The sequence below is a fragment of the Pantoea sp. X-Soil-MYKO-1785 genome, from assembly GCF_059730675.1.
The window spans coordinates 3,545,913-3,564,120 of record NZ_AP036000.1; the positions used below are offsets into that span (position 1 = coordinate 3,545,913).

Sequence of the window (18,208 nt, forward strand, 5' to 3'; positions counted from 1 at the left end):
AAATGGGGTGCGATTTCCGCATTACTCAGGGATGATTCAGACCGAGAAAGTCCAGAATCTGCGGGAAATGGCGCTCGAATCCAGTAAATGTATGGTTTCCGCCCTCTTCAACCGTATGGCGGCACGCGCTGTAATAGTCGAGCGCCTGACGGTAATCGAGAACTTCATCGCCGGTTTGTTGCAGCAGCCAGAGTAAATCGGGCGCTTCCAGCGGTTCAATCTGCATTACTTTCAGATCGTAAATGTGGCGTGACTCTAACACATATTGCTGGCCGGTGTAGGGATTCTGATTGTCGCCAAGGTAATCCGCCAGCAACTCAAAAGGCCGTACCGCAGGATTGACCACCACGGCGGGCAGCATAAAACATTGCGACAGCCAGGTGGCATAATAACCGCCGAGAGAAGAGCCAACCAGACCCAGAGTTTCACCGCTGCGGCTCAGCACTAACTCTTCCAGCATCGCGGCGGCATCGGCCGGAAAGGTTGGCAGCTGCGGCACGATCATCTCGATCGCCGGATGCGTTGCCTGTAGCCACTGACGGAACTGCGTCGCTTTCGCCGACTGGGGTGAACTGTTGAAACCGTGCAGATAAAGCAGCGCCGCCATCGGTCAGTATCCTTCAGAGTCTAAATCGGGACGGAAGATGTCGGTATCCAGACGGTTAACCTCGGTTTCAAGCTGACCGTCCGGGTGCAGGGTAAACCAGCGCCAGCCCGGTGCCACGGTATCAATCGCGAAGCTGGTGCAGTGCGGTTTGAACTGCACGCAGGTGGAAGGCGTCGCCAGGACCCGGCGGCCGTGCCACTCGACGTCCAGCTCCTGATGGATATGGCCACAGACCAGCGTTTTCGCCAGCGGAAACTGTTGCAGCACCGCATCCAGCTGATGCGAATTACGCAGGCTGTGCTGGTCAAGCCAGGTGCAGCCGGACGCCAGCGGATGGTGATGCAGCAACACCAGAGTGTGCCGTTGCGGATAGCGCGCCAGCGCATTTTCCAGCCACTCCAGCTGATAGTCGCTCAGCATGCCGTGCGGTACGCCGAACACCTGGCTGTCGAGCAGGACAATCTGCCACTGCTCGCCGATCAGCACCTGTTTGTGCGGATTAATGTGGGCGTCAGCTAAGGTATCGACCATTGCAGGCTGGAAATCGTGGTTGCCGGGCAGCCAGACGCAGGGTCTGGGCAAACGTGAAATACCCTCAGCAAAATGCTGATAGGCTTCAACAGAGTGGTCCTGGGCCAGATCGCCGGTGGCGATGATCAGGTCATAGTCCCGATGCTGCGCAATAATCGCATCCAGGACCGCCTTATAGCTCGACCAGGTGTTCACCCCAAGTAGCGATTCATGTTTTCCTGCGAACAGGTGGGTGTCCGTGATTTGCAGAATCCTGATTGCGGAACCGTTCGCTGCAGGAAGAGTTAGCAGGCTATCCAAAGCGTTTCCTTCGTCTCCACGCCATTTAACGCATTATACGCATCAGCAGACCGGAACTGCCATCGCGCCGTGCGCCAGGCAGTAGCGCAACCAGTCAGCGAGAAACTGGTTTATCTGATGTTTTTCATCACGCTGATGCAGTTTTTTATTAGGATAATCATAGCGCGCTTTGAAACGATAGATCTGTTGCGTTGAACACACTTCGGCGACCATCGCATCGTGATAGAGCCGCACCGACATTGAAGGCAGGCTCCAGTAGCTCACGGCGGGCGCCACCTGGCGGATCTCCACCAGCGTGGTGTAGCGCGTCGACTCCTGAATCGTCAACTGATAACGGGCGCCACTCACCTGATAGATCACCGATGCACCCGCTTGATCGTCGCGTGGCAGCAGGCGGCGTAACTGGGCGAAATTGGTTTCGCACAGCCGCATCATTTCGGGAAAGTCAGGGGTATAGCGCTGTTTCATTGTGGTATCCACTCTTCTCGTAGTTTCTCATGGTGCAGTGCCAGCCATTGCAAGGCGATGACAGACGCCGCATTATCAATAATCCCCTCTTCCACCCAGCGATAAGCCTGTTCGCGGCTCACCACATGGACAAGAATATCCTCATTCTCTTCCTCCAGACCATGGCATCCTGTTGCCTGGCTGGCATCCACTTCCCCAATCAGCACCGATAAACGTTCACTGGTACCGCCGGGGCTGGCCAGGTAATTAAGCATTGGCTTAATCCGTCCGACCTGTAATCCTGCTTCTTCGACCGCTTCGCGACGCACCACCTGCTCAACGGTTTCACCGGGATCGATAATGCCGGCCACCATCTCCAGCAGCCAGGGTGATGCACTGCTGTCATAGGCCGGGATGCGGATCTGTTCGATCAGCACCACTTCGTCGCGTAAGGGATCATAAGGTAGCAGCACGGCAGCATGTCCGCGCTCAAAAACTTCGCGCTGCACTTCGGCACTCATTTCGCCATTAAAACGGCGGTGACGGAAGCGATAGCGTACAACTGAAAAAAAACCATCGTAGACGGTTTCGCGTGCAATAATTTCTACATCGTTTTTTGTAAAAGTCACAGGGGATTTTTTTTCTTCCGACATCATCTGGTTCCTTATGCAGATTGGGGTGGAGCGAAAAAAGCCTGGCACAGTGCTCCATCTGAGTGGTTCTTTCTGAATTATTTACGTAAATTAGGGGAAGAAGGCACGTTCAGCCAACTTATCTCACAGTTGCCCTCTGCTAGAATCGGCGATAATTTTTTGGCTTACCCGGCAGCGCTACCACTGCAATTTGCTGCAACAAAAGGAATGCAAATGAAAAAACTGCTCCCATTTTTTATTGGGCTGAGCCTGGGCGGTTTCAGCTTCGCCAGCCAGGCCGAAGACCTGCTTCAGGTTTATCAACAAGCGCGTCTGAGCAACCCGGATCTGCGCAGCGCCGCTGCCGATCGCGATTCTGCCTTTGAGAAAATCAACGAAGCGCGTAGCCCATTATTACCGCAGCTCGGTCTGGGTGCGGATTACACCTATAACAACGGCTACCGTGACAGCAGCGGGCTTCATTCCAACACGACCAGCGGCACGCTGCAATTAACCCAGACAATTTTCGACATGTCGAAATGGCGCGCCCTGACCCTGCAGGAAAAAGCCGCCGGCATCCAGGACGTTACCTATCAGGTTGCGCAGCAGGATTTGATTCTGAACACCGCGACCGCTTACTTCAACGTACTGAAAGCGATTGATACCCTTTCTTACACCGAAGCGCAGAAACAGTCGATCTATCGCGAACTCGATCAAACCACCCAACGTTTTAACGTCGGCCTGGTGGCGATCACTGACGTGCAAAACGCCCGTGCGCAGTATGACAGCGTATTAGCTAACGAAGTCACCGCGCGCAACAATCTGGATAACGCAGTTGAATCACTGCGCCAGATTACCGGCATGGATTATCAGGCTCTGGCGTCGCTTAATATCGACCGCTTCAAAACCGATAAGCCGGATGCGGTCAGCGCCCTGCTCAAGCAGGCTGAAAGTCGTAATCTGACGTTGTTGTCTGCCCGTCTGAATCAGGATCTGGCACGTGAGCAGATTCGTTCAGCAGAAACCGGCCACATGCCGACGCTGGATCTGACTGCCTCAACCGGCATGTCTAACAGCAAATATGGCGGCAGCCGTGCTAACCAGAGCGCCGGTTCAACCGATTCGATTACCGGTTCTAACCAGGTTGGCCTGAGCTTCTCTCTGCCACTCTACAGCGGCGGCAGCGTGACCTCGCAGGTGAAACAGGCGCAGTATAATTTTGTCAGCGCCAGCGAGCAGCTGGAAAGTGCGCACCGCTCAGCGGTGCAGACCGTGCGCTCATCGTTTAACAACGTGAATGCATCGATCAGTACCATCAACGCCTACAAACAGGCGGTGGTCTCAGCGCAAAGCTCACTGGATGCGTCTGAAGCCGGTTATCAGGTCGGTACGCGTACCATCGTCGATGTGCTGGATGCGACCACCGCGCTGTATAACGCCAAGCAGCAGCTTTCTGATGCGCGCTACAGCTACCTGATCAACCAACTCAACATCAGCTATGCACTGGGAACGCTCAACGAGCAGAACCTGCAGGCGCTGAACAGCCAGCTGGGTAAAGAGATCCCAACCTCACCAGAAACGGTGGCACCGGAAAACGCACAGCAGACCGCGCGCGTGGATAATGGCCCGTCTGCCAACGGCTCTGCCGCCGCAGCACGCCCTGCGGCTCGCAATAGCAGCAGCAATCCTTTCGGTAACTGATGACGATGACGGGTCGCTTTGCGGCCCGTCTCTCTATCGAACGTATAGCTAAGTAAAGATCCCTACAGTATCAGGCCCTCAGCTTCAATTTTGACCCCTCATCCCCTATTCTATGCGCTACCTTTGGGCACAGGATAATCATAATGAAACGCACAAAATCTATTCGCTATGCCGCTTTTCGTAAGAGCTGGCAGGCACGCCATTTAACGCCCGTCGCGATCGCCGTTTCAGCGGTATTTATGCTGGCAGGCTGTGAACAAAACGATGAATCCGTTTCGATGTATCAGAACGCGGATGACTGTTCGAAAGCCAATCCAGGCCAGAGCGCACAGTGCACCACCGCCTTCAATGAAGCCAAAAAAGAGGCAGAACGCACCGCACCTAAATATGCGACCCGCGAAGATTGCGTCGCCGAATTCGGCGAGAATCAGTGTCAGCAGACCCCGGCTCAGGCTGGCGTCGGCAGCACCAACAATGCGGAAGCGCAACAGAGCGGCGGCAGCTTCTGGATGCCACTGATGGCCGGTTACATGATGGGCCGGATGATGGGCGGCGGCGCAGGCTTCGCTCAGCAGCCGCTGTTTTCCCCTAAAACGCCTAACAGTCCGGCAAACGGTCAGTTTGTTGATGCGTCCGGTCGTAACTATGGTGCAGCCACCTCAGGTAAAACCATGAACGTGCCGAAGACGGCGCTGGCACCGAAGCCTGCCACCACCTCGACCATCACCCGTGGCGGCTTTGGCGAGACGGTAGCCAAACAGAACAGCATGCAGCGCAGTAGCGCTACCGGCACCTCCAGCCGTTCAATGGGAGGCTAACGCCCCGATGCAACGCATTGCCATTTCAGAACGCCCAGGCTGGCGGGAAAAAGCCACCGAGTTTGGTTTTCGTTTTCATACCATGCACGGCGAGCCGTACTGGTGTGAAGATGCTTACTACCAGTTTACGCTGGCACAAATAGAGCAGCTTGAGGATGTCACCGCTGAGCTGCATCAGATGTGCCTGCAGGTGGTCGACAAAGTCGTTAACGATGAAGCGTTGCTGACCAAATTCCGCATTCCCAAACATACCTGGGATTTTGTGCGTGATTCCTGGCACCAGCGTCAGCCTTCGCTCTATTCCCGTCTTGATCTCGCCTGGGATGGCAAAGGCGACGCCAAATTACTCGAGAACAACGCGGATACGCCGACCTCGCTGTATGAAGCGGCATTTTTCCAGTGGCTATGGCTGGAAGATCAGCTCAGCGCCGGGCAGTTGCCGACAGGCAGTGACCAGTTCAACAGTTTGCAGGAAAAGCTGATCGCGCGCTTTGCGGCGCTGCATCAGCAGCACGGTTTTAACTGGCTGCATTTCGCCTGCTGCCGCGATACTGACGAAGATCGCGGCACGGTGCAGTATCTGCAGGATTGCGCCACTGAAGCAGGCCTGCCGAGCGAATTTCTCTATATGGATGAAATTGGTCTGGGTGAAAAAGGTGAGTTTACCGACGTCCACGACCAGGTCATCAGCAACCTGTTTAAGCTCTATCCGTGGGAATTCATGCTGCGTGAGATGTTTTCCACCAAGCTGGGCGATGCCGGTGTACGCTGGCTGGAGCCAGCCTGGAAGAGCATTCTGTCGAACAAAGCGCTGCTGCCGATGCTGTGGCAGATGTTCCCGAATCATCCTAACCTGCTGCCCGCCTTCTTTGCCGAAGATGAGGTGCCGCCGATGGACAAATATGTGGTGAAGCCGCTGTTCTCCCGCGAAGGCGCTAATATCCGCATTGTTGAAAATGGTCAGGAGATTGCCCGCGTCGACGGCCCGTATGGCGAAGAGGGCATGATCGTCCAGCAGTTCCATCCGCTGCCAAAATTTGGCGACAGCTACACGCTGATCGGCAGCTGGCTGATTGACGATCAGCCAGCCGGTATTGGCCTGCGTGAGGATCGCGATCTGATCACTCAGGATCTTTCGCGCTTCTATCCGCACGCCTTCATCGGGTAACGCCCTGATAAACAGACCCGTTTCGGGTCTGTTTGCATTCAGCCGACCTGCACTGACAACATGCTGATCGCGCCCATCTCCATGCCGTCCACCGGAATCGTGATCGCTTCCCCCTTCTGACGTGCGCCCAGCACATACAACAGCGGCAGAAAATGTTCCGGCGTCGGGTTTGAGAGCGCAGCACCAGGATGCTGCATAAAGTTGACCAGCGGATGCAAAGCCGCGTCACTCTCTGCCGTCAGGTTGTCACGCACAAACTGCTCAAAACTGCTGGCCCACGGATAGACCTCATCGCCGCCGTCCCAGCGTACCTTTCTCAGGTTATGCACCACGTTACCACTGGCAACGATCATCACGCCCTGGTCACGCAGCGCCGCCAGCTTCTGACCCAGTTCAAAATGCCAGGCCGGTGATTGGGTGCTGTCGATACTTAACTGCACCACCGGAATATCCGCCTGCGGATACATCTTGATCAAAACGCCCCACGAGCCGTGATCGAAGCCCCAGTCGTAATCCCGCTGTACCTGAATCGGTGCTAACAGAGTGACAAGTTGTTCAGCCAGTTCGGGCGATCCCGGCGCCGGATAGCGGGTATCAAACAGCGCCTGCGGAAAACCGCCAAAATCATGCAGCGTGCGGGGATCTGCCATCGCCGTTACCGCAGTGCCACGCGTATACCAGTGGGCCGAGACTGCAATTATGGCGCGGGGCCGCGGCAGCGTATCGCCCGCGTGACGCCACGCGGTGGTATAGCGGTTTTCATCCAGGGCGTTCATCGGGCTGCCATGGCCCAAAAACAGCGCTGGCATACGTGACTGGCTCATAACGGGTTCTCAGAATTGAATGTTTGATAGCCACTACGATACGCGCTTTACCCGCTATATCACGCGGATAAGCCTGATTAAGATGCTCAGAAAAATTGAATAAGATAGGCAACGAAGAGAATGATCGATCGGGGATAACGCCAGACGAAGTCGGGCTGACGGCTCAGATTACCGTCACCGAAGCGGACGTGCGAATTAACCACCGGTAAAACAGGCCGCGCTGGCCTGTTTTACCGCGTCAGCACGCTGATTAGCTGGCGTGACGCGTTTCGTGGCTGCGACGCCAGGCCACTAAATCCTCAATCGTCACCACCGGCATATTGTGCTGTCTGGCAAACGTAATGGCTTCCGGCGCATGGGCCATGGTGCCGTCATCGTTGGTCAGTTCACACAGTACCCCTGCCGGCTTGAAGCCCGCCAGAGTCACCAGGTCGATGGTCGCTTCGGTGTGGCCGCCACGGGTCAGCACACCGCCTTCGCGCGCACGCAGCGGGAAGACATGTCCAGGGCGATTGAGATCGCTGGGTTTGGCGTTATCAGCAATCGCGGCACGAATAGTGGTAATGCGATCCTGGGCAGAAACACCGGTGGTCACGCCTTCGGCTGCTTCAATCGTCACGGTAAAACCGGTGCCGTAGGAGCTGGTGTTGTTCTCCACCATCATCGGCAGATCTAACTGCTGACGACGCTCTTCGGTCAGGCACAGGCAGACAATGCCGCTGCCGTGGCGAATGGTCAGCGCCATCTGTTCAACGGTCATGGTTTCCGCGGCGAAGATCATATCGCCTTCGTTTTCACGATTCTCATCGTCGAGCACCATTACACCGCGTCCCTCACGAAGGGCGGCGATAGCACGTTCTACACGCTGTTCAGGCGTGCCAAATTCAGAAAGTAGCGTCTGATTCATGGTAATAAAAACCTTTAAATGTATGGGTTACCAGAATCAGGGCGAGCTTAGGAGTGACGTCAAAAAGACGTGGCAATAACGTGAAGCAGACACAATTGTCCGACAGATGTCGTTACCCTCTCCCATCCGGACTGTAACCGTCGGCCCCGGAATTACACCGGATCTGCTGACCTTCATAGCGAATTTTCATCATCATGAAGCGCTCGCGGGCTTTCAGCCAAGGCTGATTTACCGCCGGTGGGGAATTGCGCCCCGCCCTGAGAATAAGCGTTTTTACTATAGCGCCGTTTATCTGGAGCGGCAATCATCAATAGCGCAATTGCTTTTGCATTTCCTGCGTTGCCGATTTGAGGTTTATCCTTTTCATTTCTGGCATTACACTTAACCGTTATCAGGTTAGTAAAATGCTGACACAGCTCCCCGAAACCAGGAAATCATCATGATCGACACGAAAAAAATTGAACAACTTGCACGTCAGGTTCACGAAGCGATGCCGAAAGGGGTACGTGAGTTTGGTGATGATGTCGAAAAGAAAATTCGTCAGGTTCTTCAGGCGCAGCTGACGCGTATGGATCTGGTCAACCGTGAAGAGTTTGATGTGCAGACGCAGGTATTGCTGCGTACGCGGGAAAAACTGGCGGCGCTGGAACAGCGTCTGGCTCAGCTGGAAAGCCAGAGCGGCGCAACGCCGACAGCGCCAACCGCCAGCGCAACTGTTGCCACGGCAAACACCACAGCGGCGGGCGCAGCGACCTCTCCTGCCGCCTCACCCGCACCGTCAGTCATCACCACGCCGGATGTGGCCAAACCTGATACTGACAGCAACAGTTAATCACTGGTTTAGCGGGAGCACGCCTCCCGCTGACTACCGATTTTAGCTGTCGCCGCGAATGGTTTTAATAATATTGGTGGTTGAGATGCCATCTTCAAAATTAAGCACCTGCACGTCCCCACCGTTGGCCCACACTTCTTTACTGCCGGCGATATCTTCCGGTTTGTAATCACCGCCTTTCACCAGCAGGTCCGGCAGAATGCTGGCGATCAGCCGCTGCGGCGTATCCTCTTCAAACACCACTACCCAATCAACCGCTTCCAGCGCACCGAGTACGATCATGCGATTTTCCTGCGGATTTACCGGGCGGCTCGGGCCTTTCAGCCGTTTGGTCGATGCATCGCTGTTCACGGCCACGATCAGGCGATCGCCCAGCTTACGCGCATTGGCCAGATAAGAGACGTGGCCGGCATGCAAAATGTCGAAAACACCGTTGGTCATCACCACCTTTTCGCCGCGCCGACGCGCCATCTCCACTGCGGCTTTCAGTTCCGCTTCGGTCATGATGCCGAAGCCCTGCTCCGGACGGGCATGAATCGCATTTTCCAGCTCAACGGTGCTGACGGTGGAGGTCCCAAGTTTACCCACCACCACGCCAGCGGCGGCATTGGCGAGGAAACAGGCCTCTTCCAGCGAGTCACCTGCCGCTAACGCCGCCGCCAGCACGCCGATAACCGTGTCGCCCGCACCCGTCACGTCGTAGACTTCCTGGGCCTGAGTCGGCAGATGCAACGGCGCTTTGCCGGGTTGTAGCAGCGTCATGCCATTTTCTGAACGGGTCACCAGCAGCGCGGAGAGATCGAAATCAGCGATCAGCTGCATACCGCGCGCCACGATCTCCTCTTCGTTTTTACACTTACCGACCACCGCTTCGAATTCAGACAGATTAGGTGTCAGCAACGTTGCGCCACGGTAGCGGGCAAAGTCGGTGCCTTTCGGATCGATCAGCACCGGGACGTTTGCTTCGCGCGCCAGGGCGATCATGGTCTGCACGCTGCAGAGCGCGCCTTTGGCGTAGTCAGACAGCACCAGTGCGCCCGCAGCCGCCAGCGAAGCACGCATTTTCTGGTGGATCGGTTCCGGATCGACCTGCTCGAATCCCTCTTCAAAGTCGAGGCGAATCAGCTGCTGATTACGTGACAGCACGCGCAGCTTGGTGATGGTCGGATGGCTTTTCACCGCCACGAAATCGCACTGTACGTTGACGTCTTTCAGCGTGTTACTCAACACGCGCGCCGCATCATCTTCACCGGTCAGGCCAATCAGCCGTGAGGCGGCACCGAGTGCTGCAATGTTCATCGCCACGTTTGCTGCGCCGCCAGGACGCTCCTCAACGGTATCCACTTTCACCACCGGAACCGGTGCTTCAGGGGAGATACGGCTGGTAGGGCCATACCAGTAACGATCCAACATCACATCGCCAACGACCAGCACTGAGGCTTGGCCGAACGCGGGCAGAGTAACTTTCATTCCAGACACTCCAGACTGCATTAAAAAAAGTGCGCGGATGATAGCACAGTTGCGATTTGTGCTATCAGCATCACGCCGGGAGAGACGCGGGCGAGTTCAGCCAGCGCTGCCAGCTGGCAACAACCGTTTGCCGTTCGGCGGCGAAAGCATCCGGCTCCACATGGCCGGGCAGCTCCTGCAATGCCCGATGGTGCAAGGCATCACGCAGGGTAACGTACGCCTGCGTCAGCGCCTGTGCTTCATCGGCGGGCATTTTATGGTATTTCGCCATCAGTTCAAAAATACGCACATTGTCGGACCAGCGTGTCAGCTCAGGTTGTTCAGCGGCGTAGCGTAAGACAAGATATTGGGCGATGAATTCAATGTCGGTGATTCCACCCTGATCGGTTTTAATCTCCCAGCGTCCTTTATGCTTGTTACTGAGGTGAGCGCGCATCTTTTCTCGCATCTCTCGCACTTCAGTCTGTAACGCCTCAGCGGGACGCGGCAGACAGAGGATCGCCTGGCGGATGGTGTTAAAACGTTCGCCCAGCGCAGGTTCGCCAAACACCACGCGCGCCCGCACCAGCGCCTGATGCTCCCAAGTCCAGGCCTCATTACGCTGATACTCCTCATACGCCTCAAAGGTGCTGACCAGCATGCCCGCCGCGCCGGAAGGACGTAGCCGCGCGTCCACTTCATACAGAATGCCGGATGAGGTGCGGGTACTGAACAGATGCATAATGCGCTGGGCGAGGCGCAGATAGAACTGGCGGCCATCAATGCTGCGTTCGCCTTCGGTCACCGCATCCGCCGGGCAATCGTGCAGAAAAACTAAATCGAGATCGGAACTGTATCCCAGCTCCCAGCCTCCCAGTTTGCCGTAGCCCAGCACCGCAAAACCGCGTTCATGCTCATTACTCAGGTGCGATGGCCGGCCGTAGCGCTGCACCATCATATGCCAGGCCTGGCGCACCACCGATTCGATGATCGCCTCGGCCAGCCAGGTGAGGTGATCGCTCACTTTCATCACCGGTAGCGTGCCAGCGATGTCGGCAGCGGCAATACGCAGATGCTGCGCCTGCTTGAACTGCCGCACCGCCTCAAGCTGCTGCTCCTCATCATCGGTGGGAATGCGCATCAGATACTGACGCAGCTCATCACGGTAGGCGTCGGTGGCGGTTGGCTGGTAGAGCGTGGCGGGATCGAGCAGTTCGTCCAGCAACAGCGGGTGCCGGGCCAGCTGACTGGCCACCATCGGCGAGGCGGCGCACAGACGGATCAAATGCCGCAGTGCGCCGTGGTATTCGGTTAATAATTCGAGGTAGGTACTGCGGGTCAGCACGCCAAGCAGTAACGGCGTCAGGCGGCTGAGGGTGACGGCAGCATCGTCGCGCGGACAGACTTCGCTTAACAGACGCGGCATCAGCTGGTCCAGCGCCTGACGACCGCGCGGGCCGATAGTGCGCCGGCTGATATCCTGGCGAAACGTCTCCAGCGTCTGGTGCAGCGTGCGGCACTGTTCATCGCTGAGTTGTGGCACCAGCGGCGCCAGTTCGCTCTCTTCCAGCGGGTCCTGCCACAGCATCTGGTACTCAGCCAGTTCGCGCTGATCGCCAATCTCTGGCGTATCTTCGCCAATCAGCTCATCAAAAATAGCGCGAACCGCCGCCATCTGGCTTTCGAGCGCCGCCATCAGGGCGGGCCAGTCCGCGCTGCCCATCGCCCACGCCAGCCGGGCGCGATGCAGCTCATCTTCAGGTAACGTCTGGGTCTGCTCATCTCCAAGGCTTTGCAGCAGATTTTCCAGCCGCCGCAGGAACAGATAGGCTTCACGCAGCGCATCGACCTGGTCTGCCGTTAATAACGCCAGCGCTTTTATCGCTTCCAGCGTCGGCAGTAAGGCGCGCAGTTGAAGTGAGCGCTCACGCCCGCCACGAATCAGCTGAAATACCTGGACGATAAATTCGGTTTCACGAATCCCGCCTGCGCCCAGTTTGATGTTGTTTTTCAGGCCGCGCCGCCGCACTTCCCGGCTGATCATCCCTTTCATGTTACGCAGCGACTGGATCACGCTGAAGTCGATATAACGCCGGTAGACGAACGGCCGCAGCATCTGTTGCAGCTCCAGGCTCCAGCGATCGTGTTCGTCTCCCATCAGGCGCGCTTTGACCATCGCGTAGCGTTCCCAGTCGCGCCCCTGCTCCTGGTAATAATCTTCCAGAGCGGCGAAGCTCATCACCAGCGGGCCGCTGTCGCCAAACGGACGCAGACGCATATCAACCCGGTAGACAAAACCATCCATGGTCGGCTGATCGAGCACCTTGATTAGCCGCTGTCCCATGCGGGTAAAGAACTGGGCGTTATCCAGTTCACGCCTTCCGCCGCGGGTACTGCCGTTTTCCGGCCAGGCAAAAATCAGGTCGATATCGGATGAGAAATTTAGCTCGCCACCGCCCAGCTTGCCCATGCCGAGGATCAGCATCGGTTGCGCTTCGCCGTCAACGTTGCAGGGAGTACCAAAATCGCGACAGCAATCCTGATAAACCCAATCGCGCGCCCGGCTGATTAACACTTCCGCCAGCACGCTGAGCTGCTGCAGGCTCTGTTCCGTACTGGCGTGTTGCAGGCACTGCATCCACGCGATACGCACCAGCATCCGGCGGCGAAACAGTCGCAGTTCCCGCATCAGGCTGGCTTCGCTATCAACCGTCACCATCACCTGATTTAGCCAGTCAGCGTAGTGTTGCCACTCGTCAGCCTGCGGCGGCGCATGGCAAATAGCCTGCCACCAGTCGGGATGCTGTTGCAGGTTTTCCAGCACAAAATCACTGAAAGCCAGCCCGGCCGCCTGCTCCGCGCTCAGTGAAGCAAGGGGAACCTCAAGCTGCTCTGCGGCGCGTGCCGCCTGTTCGCGTATCAACGCGGGAAGTGCTGACAACATAAATCCCTCCATGATGGCGTGGCACAGCTCAGGTTAGCGGGCAGAACCGCTGGTGAGCCAGAACGGTGGCTGTTTCAGCGCCTGCGTGGTCAGCCAGGCTAATCCGGCTTCCTGTTGTTCATGAATCGCAGACAGCAGCTGTTGCCACGGTGCCAGCCAGACCGCCACCTCTTCCTGCGGATAGGCGCCGGCCAGCAAATGCACCGCCAGCAGCTGACGCGCCAGGCGCGTCGCTTTATCCCGATACTCATTAGGCTGTTTAACCGTGCTGAAAGTCTCTCTGAGATCGGCATTGATGCGGCTCAGCATGATGTCGCCAAAGCGTTTAAACGAGCCTTGTAATTTGGCCTGGCCTTTGGCATCCACCCACTGCTGCCAGTGCGATTCCACCAGCCAGTGCGTCAGCGCCAGCTGGGTTTCCACCGCCAGCGACGAGAGGCAGAAGCTGGTTGCGTCCACTTCATCATTGACCAGCGTCTCTTCCAGCGTGGTCAGCTGCTGACGTAAAGCACTGCTGGCCTTGCGTGGCACCAGCGCACCAAACAGGGTAAACGCCTGACGCAGCACATCCAGCGCTTCACGCACCGCATCCTGGGCCGCCGCATTGCCGCGCAGCCAGACTTCTTCGTGATACTGCCAGTGGCTGAGACCGGCCGACATGGCTGCCACCATGCCCTCTTCTACCGTGGCTTTGTTGCCGGCTTTCAACAGCGGGAAAGGCCGCAGCTGACGCGGCGGATTGCCCTGCGCCAGCTGATAACCGCGGGCGGCTTTACTCAGGCTGCCCATCCGTAAGCCGCCCATCGCCACCAGCTGCCGGGCAAAGGTCAGCATATCTTTTCGCTCACCGCGCTTTAATTCCAGTTCGATTTCGCACAGCGGTTCGCTCAGGGTTCCCGCCGTGACGTCGCCCTGATCAAACGCCAGCTCAATCTCGCTGTCGCCCACGGTAATCAGCCAGGTTTCACGCTGGAAATGGGTAGTGAACAGCGGCTGTAAACGTGACTGTAACGCCGCAATGTCGGTGCCCTGCGGCCAGATGTCGGCCGGCAGTTGCGCAATATCCAGCGTCGGCTCGCTCAGATCGACGTTATATTCCGGGCGCTGATGCAGCCCGCCAAGCGTTTTACCGGCCGCTTTCAGCGTCATTTCATAACGCTTATCGACGCCACGGATGCGCAATCCCATATCCCAGCGTCGCAGCTGGTTATCGTCGGTTTCAAAATAGATGTTGGTCAGCTCACGCGCAGGCTGATGCTGATGCGGCCACGCCGCGACAAGGTCAGCCAGTTTTCCGGCCGCCTGAGGAGTTGCAATGAACTTTAGTTCGATTTCGATGGTCATAATTTTTTATTCACTACGCCGCTGGCACTTAAGAGGATGTTTCCTGCATATTTCAGGCGATAATCAGCAGGTTACTCATGCTGTCGCCTGGAGGGCAAGGGGTTATCAGGCGAAGATTAATGCACAGAAGCCGCGCTGTCTCTGCTTTCTTTGTGCTTTCGCAGACCTTTTCGCACTCTCATGAGACCAGGATAGTTCTCATAGTGATTTATGCGAGGCCTCTCCAGACTGTGCCGGTAAATTTTTAGTCAGACTAAGCAAAACGAAATCGAATGAAAAAAATTACACTCGCTGGACTCACTTTGCTGGCCCTCAGCACCCTTGCACCTGCCCACGCCGAAGAAAAACGCTACGTGTCTGATGAATTATCGACCTGGGTTCGCAGCGGACCGGGCGATCAGTTTCGCCTGCTCGGTAAGCTGAATGCCGGGGAAGAGGTGCAGCTGCTTCAGACCAACAATGATACCCATTATGGCCAGATCCGTGACTCGGAAGGCCGCACCACCTGGATACCCCTGTCGCAGCTGAGCGCCAGTCCCAGCCTGCGTACCCGGGTGCCGCAGCTGGAACAACAGGTTAAAGATCTTACCGCCAAGCTGGATAATATCGACAACAGCTGGAATCAGCGCACCGCTGAAATGCAGAACAAAGTCGCCAGCAGCGACGGCGTGATCAACGGACTGAAGGGCGAAAACCAGAAGCTGAAAAACGAGCTAATCGTTGCGCAGAAGAAAGTCAGCGCCGCTAACGTCCAGCTTGATGACAAGCAGCGTACCATCATCATGCAGTGGTTTATGTATGGCGGCGGCGTGCTGGGTGTTGGCCTGCTGTTAGGTTTACTGTTGCCCCACATGCTGCCGCGCCGCAAGAAAAACGATCGCTGGATGAACTGACCCGTCTCTGCCGTTTTTCATCAGGGGATCGCCAGATCCCCCTTTTGGCATGCCTGCAATCTGCTGAATCTGTGCAACAATAGAGCAACATGCACTGCTGAAGTGTCGCGCGGGATGCGCCCGGCGTGCAGGTCATTTCTTTTTCTCTGGAGTTTTGCGTGAAGACGTTTCTTGTGGGCGGCGCAGTGCGTGATGCACTGCTAAAGCTGCCGGTTAAAGACAAAGATTGGGTGGTGGTCGGTGCCACGCCCGAGGCCATGCTTGAGCAGGGCTATCAACAGGTCGGTCGCGACTTTCCCGTTTTCCTGCATCCTGACAGCCGCGAAGAGTATGCGCTGGCGCGTACTGAGCGGAAAAACGGGAAAGGCTATACCGGATTCGTGACCTGGTCCGCGCCCGATGTAACGCTGGAACAGGACTTACAGCGCCGCGATCTGACCATCAATGCGATTGCACAGGATGAAAACGGCGAGCTGATTGACCCTTACCACGGCCAGCGTGATATTGCCCAGCGCCAGTTGCGCCATGTTTCTGACGCTTTCCATGAAGATCCGCTGCGGGTGTTACGCGTGGCGCGTTTCGCGGCGCGTTTCGCCCATCTCAACTTCCGTATTGCCGCCGAGACGCAGCAGCTGATGCAGCAGATGGTCAGCAGCGGCGAACTGGCCCATCTGACCGCTGAGCGGGTGTGGAAAGAGACGGAAAAAGCGCTGACCAGCCGCAATCCGCAGGTCTATTTTCAGGTGCTGCGCGACTGCGGCGCGTTGCAGGTGCTGTTCCCGGAACTCGATAATCTGTTTGGCATTCCGGCACCGGCGAAGTGGCATCCGGAGATCGACACCGGGGTGCATACCCTGATGACGCTGACCATGGCAGCCGCGCTCTCTGAATCAGTCGATGTGCGCTTCGCGACGTTGTTCCACGACGTCGGCAAGGCGCTGACGCCACCTGAAAAATGGCCCAGCCATCACGGTCATGGCCTGGCGGGCGTGCCGCTGGTGGAGGCGATTTGTCAGCGGCTGCGGGTGCCTAATGCGATTCGCGATCTGGCGCTGATCGTCACCGAATTTCACGACATCGTGCATACCATTGAGCGCCAGTCGGCCACCTCGCTGGTGGCGCTGTTTGATCGGATCGATGCCTGGCGCAAACCGCAACGCGTCGAGCAGATGGCGCTGACCAGCGAAGCCGATGCGCGCGGGCGTGCCGGTCTGGAAAGTATGGCGTATCCACAGGGTGACTATCTGCGGCGGGCGTTTGCGCTGGCGCAGGCGGTGCCGACCAAAGCGGTGATCGAGGCGGGCTTTAAAGGCGCAGAGGTGCGGGAAGAGTTAACGCGACGACGGATTGACGCCGTCGCGCAGGGTCTGGCTATACCGCAGCCTGACTAGCAGGCGGCGATTGGTTTACATGAAAACCATGTAAACCGCTGCCGCCACGATAAAGCGGTAGATGGCGAAGGAGACGAACGAGATACGCTTAATCAGCTCCAGGAAGGCTTTAATCGCGATCAGCGCCACCACGAAGGCGGTTACGAAGCCCACGGCGAACATCGGAAAGTCAGCCATGGTCAGGAAGCCGATGCTCTTGTACATATCCAGCACCGTCGCGCCCATCATCATTGGCACCGCCAGGATGAAGGAGAACTCAGAGGCCGCATAGCGGCTCACGCCCATCAGCATGCCGCCGGAAAGGGTCGCGCCTGAACGAGAGAAGCCCGGCCACAGCGCTAAGCACTGAAAGCAGCCAATCATAAACGCCTGACGATAGGTAATATCGTCGACGCCGACCGCTTTCGGCTGCTTCGGTTTGAGGTATTCTGCCGCCAGCAGCAGCACACCACCCACCACCAGCGCATACATCACGTTGATCGGATTAAACAGCGTTTTGATCTGATCGTGCAGTACCAGCCCCACGACTACCGCTGGCACCATGCCCAGCAGAATGTGGATCAGCGATAAACGTCCGCTACCGACACCTTCATGTTTGACTTCGCCAAAGTGGATACCGATCAGGCCAAACAGACGTCGCCAGAACATCACAACCACCGCCAGAATCGAGCCTAGCTGGATAACTACCTCAAAGGTCTCTGCTTTCTCGCCCTCAAAGCCCAGCAGGTGCCCCACTATAATCATGTGCCCTGTGGATGAGACCGGTAAAAATTCGGTCAGCCCTTCCACAACGCCCAGGATTGCAGCTACCCAAAGCTGATGAATATCTGCCATCAAATTTTTCCTCTATCCGTTTCAAAACCATTAAAAAGGCGCTAGCGCAAAGGCTATCGCCTGAAATCATGCCTGCATCAGCCTGAGTAAAACCTTAAGGTCTTAGGCCATTTCGCTGGCTCCAACGAAACGGCACTCGCTATGACAGACAGTAATTTGGTTTGGTTTCATTGTGATGGCAATCACATCGCATTTATTTAGGAATAGTCCCGCGCTCAATTCGCACGCCAACCTGCGCTGCCTGGGCGATAGCGCCCGGTTTGCTTACCTTTATGCGTACGCCAGGCGAATTGAAACGGTTCATCAACAGATCCGCGATTTCTTCAGCAACCCGCTCAACCAGCGCAAAACGACTGCCGGTCAGGTGCGTCAGAATCGCTTCAGAGACGTCGGCATAGCTGAGACAGTCGTTCACATCGTCACTGCGCGCCGCCAGACGGTTATCCCATGCCATTTCGACATCGAGCACCAGCTTCTGCTGCATCCCCTGTTCCCAGTCGTAAACGCCAATGGTGGTGAACACCGTGAGTTGTTCTATAAATACGATATCCATGATGATGGTCTCTGTTTTTGGCTAAGCCGGATA

At 56.7% G+C, this 18,208-nt stretch carries 17 protein-coding genes and 1 riboswitch; of the genes, 6 read left to right on the forward strand and 11 right to left on the reverse strand.

Features of this window, described 5'->3' with window-relative positions:
* Positions 1–25: 25 nt before the first annotated feature.
* The 4 genes from yqiA to nudF are packed head-to-tail and all read right to left on the reverse strand — an operon-like array spanning position 26 to position 2,538.
* Positions 26–607 carry an esterase YqiA gene (gene yqiA / locus AC6I8D_RS16735; protein WP_312053106.1) on the reverse strand — a complete coding sequence of 194 codons (582 nt, stop codon included), beginning with the start codon at positions 605–607 and terminating at the stop codon, positions 26–28.
* 3 nt (positions 608–610) lie between these two features.
* Positions 611–1,438: a 3',5'-cyclic-AMP phosphodiesterase gene (cpdA, locus tag AC6I8D_RS16740; protein WP_312053108.1), complete on the reverse strand. Its 828-nt coding sequence runs from the start codon at positions 1,436–1,438 to the stop codon at positions 611–613.
* Positions 1,439–1,480: 42 nt separating this feature from the next.
* Entirely contained in the window at positions 1,481–1,906 is a 426-nt protein-coding gene (locus tag AC6I8D_RS16745; protein ID WP_312053110.1) for a DUF1249 family protein, read from the reverse strand.
* On the reverse strand, positions 1,903–2,538 hold the full coding sequence (gene nudF, locus AC6I8D_RS16750) for an ADP-ribose diphosphatase (RefSeq protein ID WP_031376507.1): 636 nt from the start codon (positions 2,536–2,538) through the stop codon (positions 1,903–1,905). The genes AC6I8D_RS16745 and nudF overlap by 4 nt, the downstream gene beginning before the upstream one ends.
* A gap of 213 nt (positions 2,539–2,751) precedes the next feature.
* On the opposite strand from nudF, the gene tolC reads away from it, so the two are divergent.
* From tolC to AC6I8D_RS16765, 3 genes are all read left to right on the forward strand, one after another.
* Positions 2,752–4,218, forward strand: coding sequence for an outer membrane channel protein TolC (gene tolC / locus AC6I8D_RS16755; protein WP_312053111.1), 1,467 nt, complete (start codon positions 2,752–2,754; stop codon positions 4,216–4,218).
* 143 nt (positions 4,219–4,361) lie between these two features.
* Positions 4,362–5,036, forward strand: coding sequence for a DUF1190 family protein (locus AC6I8D_RS16760; RefSeq protein ID WP_312053113.1), 675 nt, complete (start codon positions 4,362–4,364; stop codon positions 5,034–5,036).
* Between the two features lie 7 nt (positions 5,037–5,043).
* Positions 5,044–6,204 carry a glutathionylspermidine synthase family protein gene (locus tag AC6I8D_RS16765; RefSeq protein WP_312053115.1) on the forward strand — a complete coding sequence of 387 codons (1,161 nt, stop codon included), beginning with the start codon at positions 5,044–5,046 and terminating at the stop codon, positions 6,202–6,204.
* 38 nt (positions 6,205–6,242) lie between these two features.
* Here AC6I8D_RS16765 and ygiD read toward each other — a convergent pair whose 3' ends face one another.
* Together ygiD and ribB are read right to left on the reverse strand one after the other, a co-directional pair.
* Positions 6,243–7,028, reverse strand: coding sequence for a 4,5-DOPA-extradiol-dioxygenase (gene ygiD, locus AC6I8D_RS16770; protein WP_312758585.1), 786 nt, complete (start codon positions 7,026–7,028; stop codon positions 6,243–6,245).
* A gap of 250 nt (positions 7,029–7,278) precedes the next feature.
* Positions 7,279–7,935, reverse strand: a complete 657-nt coding sequence (gene ribB / locus AC6I8D_RS16775) for a 3,4-dihydroxy-2-butanone-4-phosphate synthase (protein ID WP_046289251.1) — start codon at positions 7,933–7,935, stop codon at positions 7,279–7,281.
* Between the two features lie 110 nt (positions 7,936–8,045).
* Positions 8,046–8,204, reverse strand: a riboswitch (FMN riboswitch).
* Positions 8,205–8,374: 170 nt separating this feature from the next.
* Here ribB and ubiK point away from each other — a divergent pair.
* Complete coding sequence (gene ubiK, locus AC6I8D_RS16780) at positions 8,375–8,767, forward strand: ubiquinone biosynthesis accessory factor UbiK (protein ID WP_497820502.1); 393 nt, start codon at positions 8,375–8,377, stop codon at positions 8,765–8,767.
* 42 nt (positions 8,768–8,809) lie between these two features.
* On the opposite strand, the gene hldE is transcribed toward ubiK, so the two are convergent.
* The 3 genes from hldE to AC6I8D_RS16795 all read right to left on the reverse strand — a co-directional run bounded on the left by hldE (position 8,810) and on the right by AC6I8D_RS16795 (position 14,504).
* A complete protein-coding gene (hldE, locus tag AC6I8D_RS16785) occupies positions 8,810–10,237 on the reverse strand; it encodes a bifunctional D-glycero-beta-D-manno-heptose-7-phosphate kinase/D-glycero-beta-D-manno-heptose 1-phosphate adenylyltransferase HldE (RefSeq protein WP_312053122.1) in 1,428 nt (475 codons plus the stop codon).
* 70 nt (positions 10,238–10,307) lie between these two features.
* Complete coding sequence (gene glnE, locus AC6I8D_RS16790; RefSeq protein ID WP_497820503.1) at positions 10,308–13,160, reverse strand: bifunctional [glutamate--ammonia ligase]-adenylyl-L-tyrosine phosphorylase/[glutamate--ammonia-ligase] adenylyltransferase; 2,853 nt, start codon at positions 13,158–13,160, stop codon at positions 10,308–10,310.
* Positions 13,161–13,193: 33 nt separating this feature from the next.
* Complete coding sequence (locus tag AC6I8D_RS16795) at positions 13,194–14,504, reverse strand: CYTH domain-containing protein (protein ID WP_312053126.1); 1,311 nt, start codon at positions 14,502–14,504, stop codon at positions 13,194–13,196.
* Positions 14,505–14,776: 272 nt separating this feature from the next.
* Between AC6I8D_RS16795 and AC6I8D_RS16800 the strand changes: the two genes are divergently transcribed.
* Both AC6I8D_RS16800 and AC6I8D_RS16805 read left to right on the forward strand, forming a co-directional pair.
* The gene (locus AC6I8D_RS16800) at positions 14,777–15,397 is read left to right on the forward strand and encodes a TIGR04211 family SH3 domain-containing protein (RefSeq protein WP_312053128.1); all 621 of its coding nucleotides are present in this window, start codon (positions 14,777–14,779) and stop codon (positions 15,395–15,397) included.
* A 158-nt stretch (positions 15,398–15,555) separates the two neighbouring features.
* Entirely contained in the window at positions 15,556–16,788 is a 1,233-nt protein-coding gene (locus AC6I8D_RS16805) for a multifunctional CCA addition/repair protein (RefSeq protein ID WP_312053130.1), read from the forward strand.
* A gap of 15 nt (positions 16,789–16,803) precedes the next feature.
* Here AC6I8D_RS16805 and bacA read toward each other — a convergent pair whose 3' ends face one another.
* The gene (bacA, locus tag AC6I8D_RS16810) at positions 16,804–17,622 is read right to left on the reverse strand and encodes an undecaprenyl-diphosphate phosphatase (protein WP_497820504.1); all 819 of its coding nucleotides are present in this window, start codon (positions 17,620–17,622) and stop codon (positions 16,804–16,806) included.
* 193 nt (positions 17,623–17,815) lie between these two features.
* The gene (gene folB / locus AC6I8D_RS16815) at positions 17,816–18,175 is read right to left on the reverse strand and encodes a bifunctional dihydroneopterin aldolase/7,8-dihydroneopterin epimerase (RefSeq protein WP_312053133.1); all 360 of its coding nucleotides are present in this window, start codon (positions 18,173–18,175) and stop codon (positions 17,816–17,818) included.
* Positions 18,176–18,208: the final 33 nt, after the last annotated feature.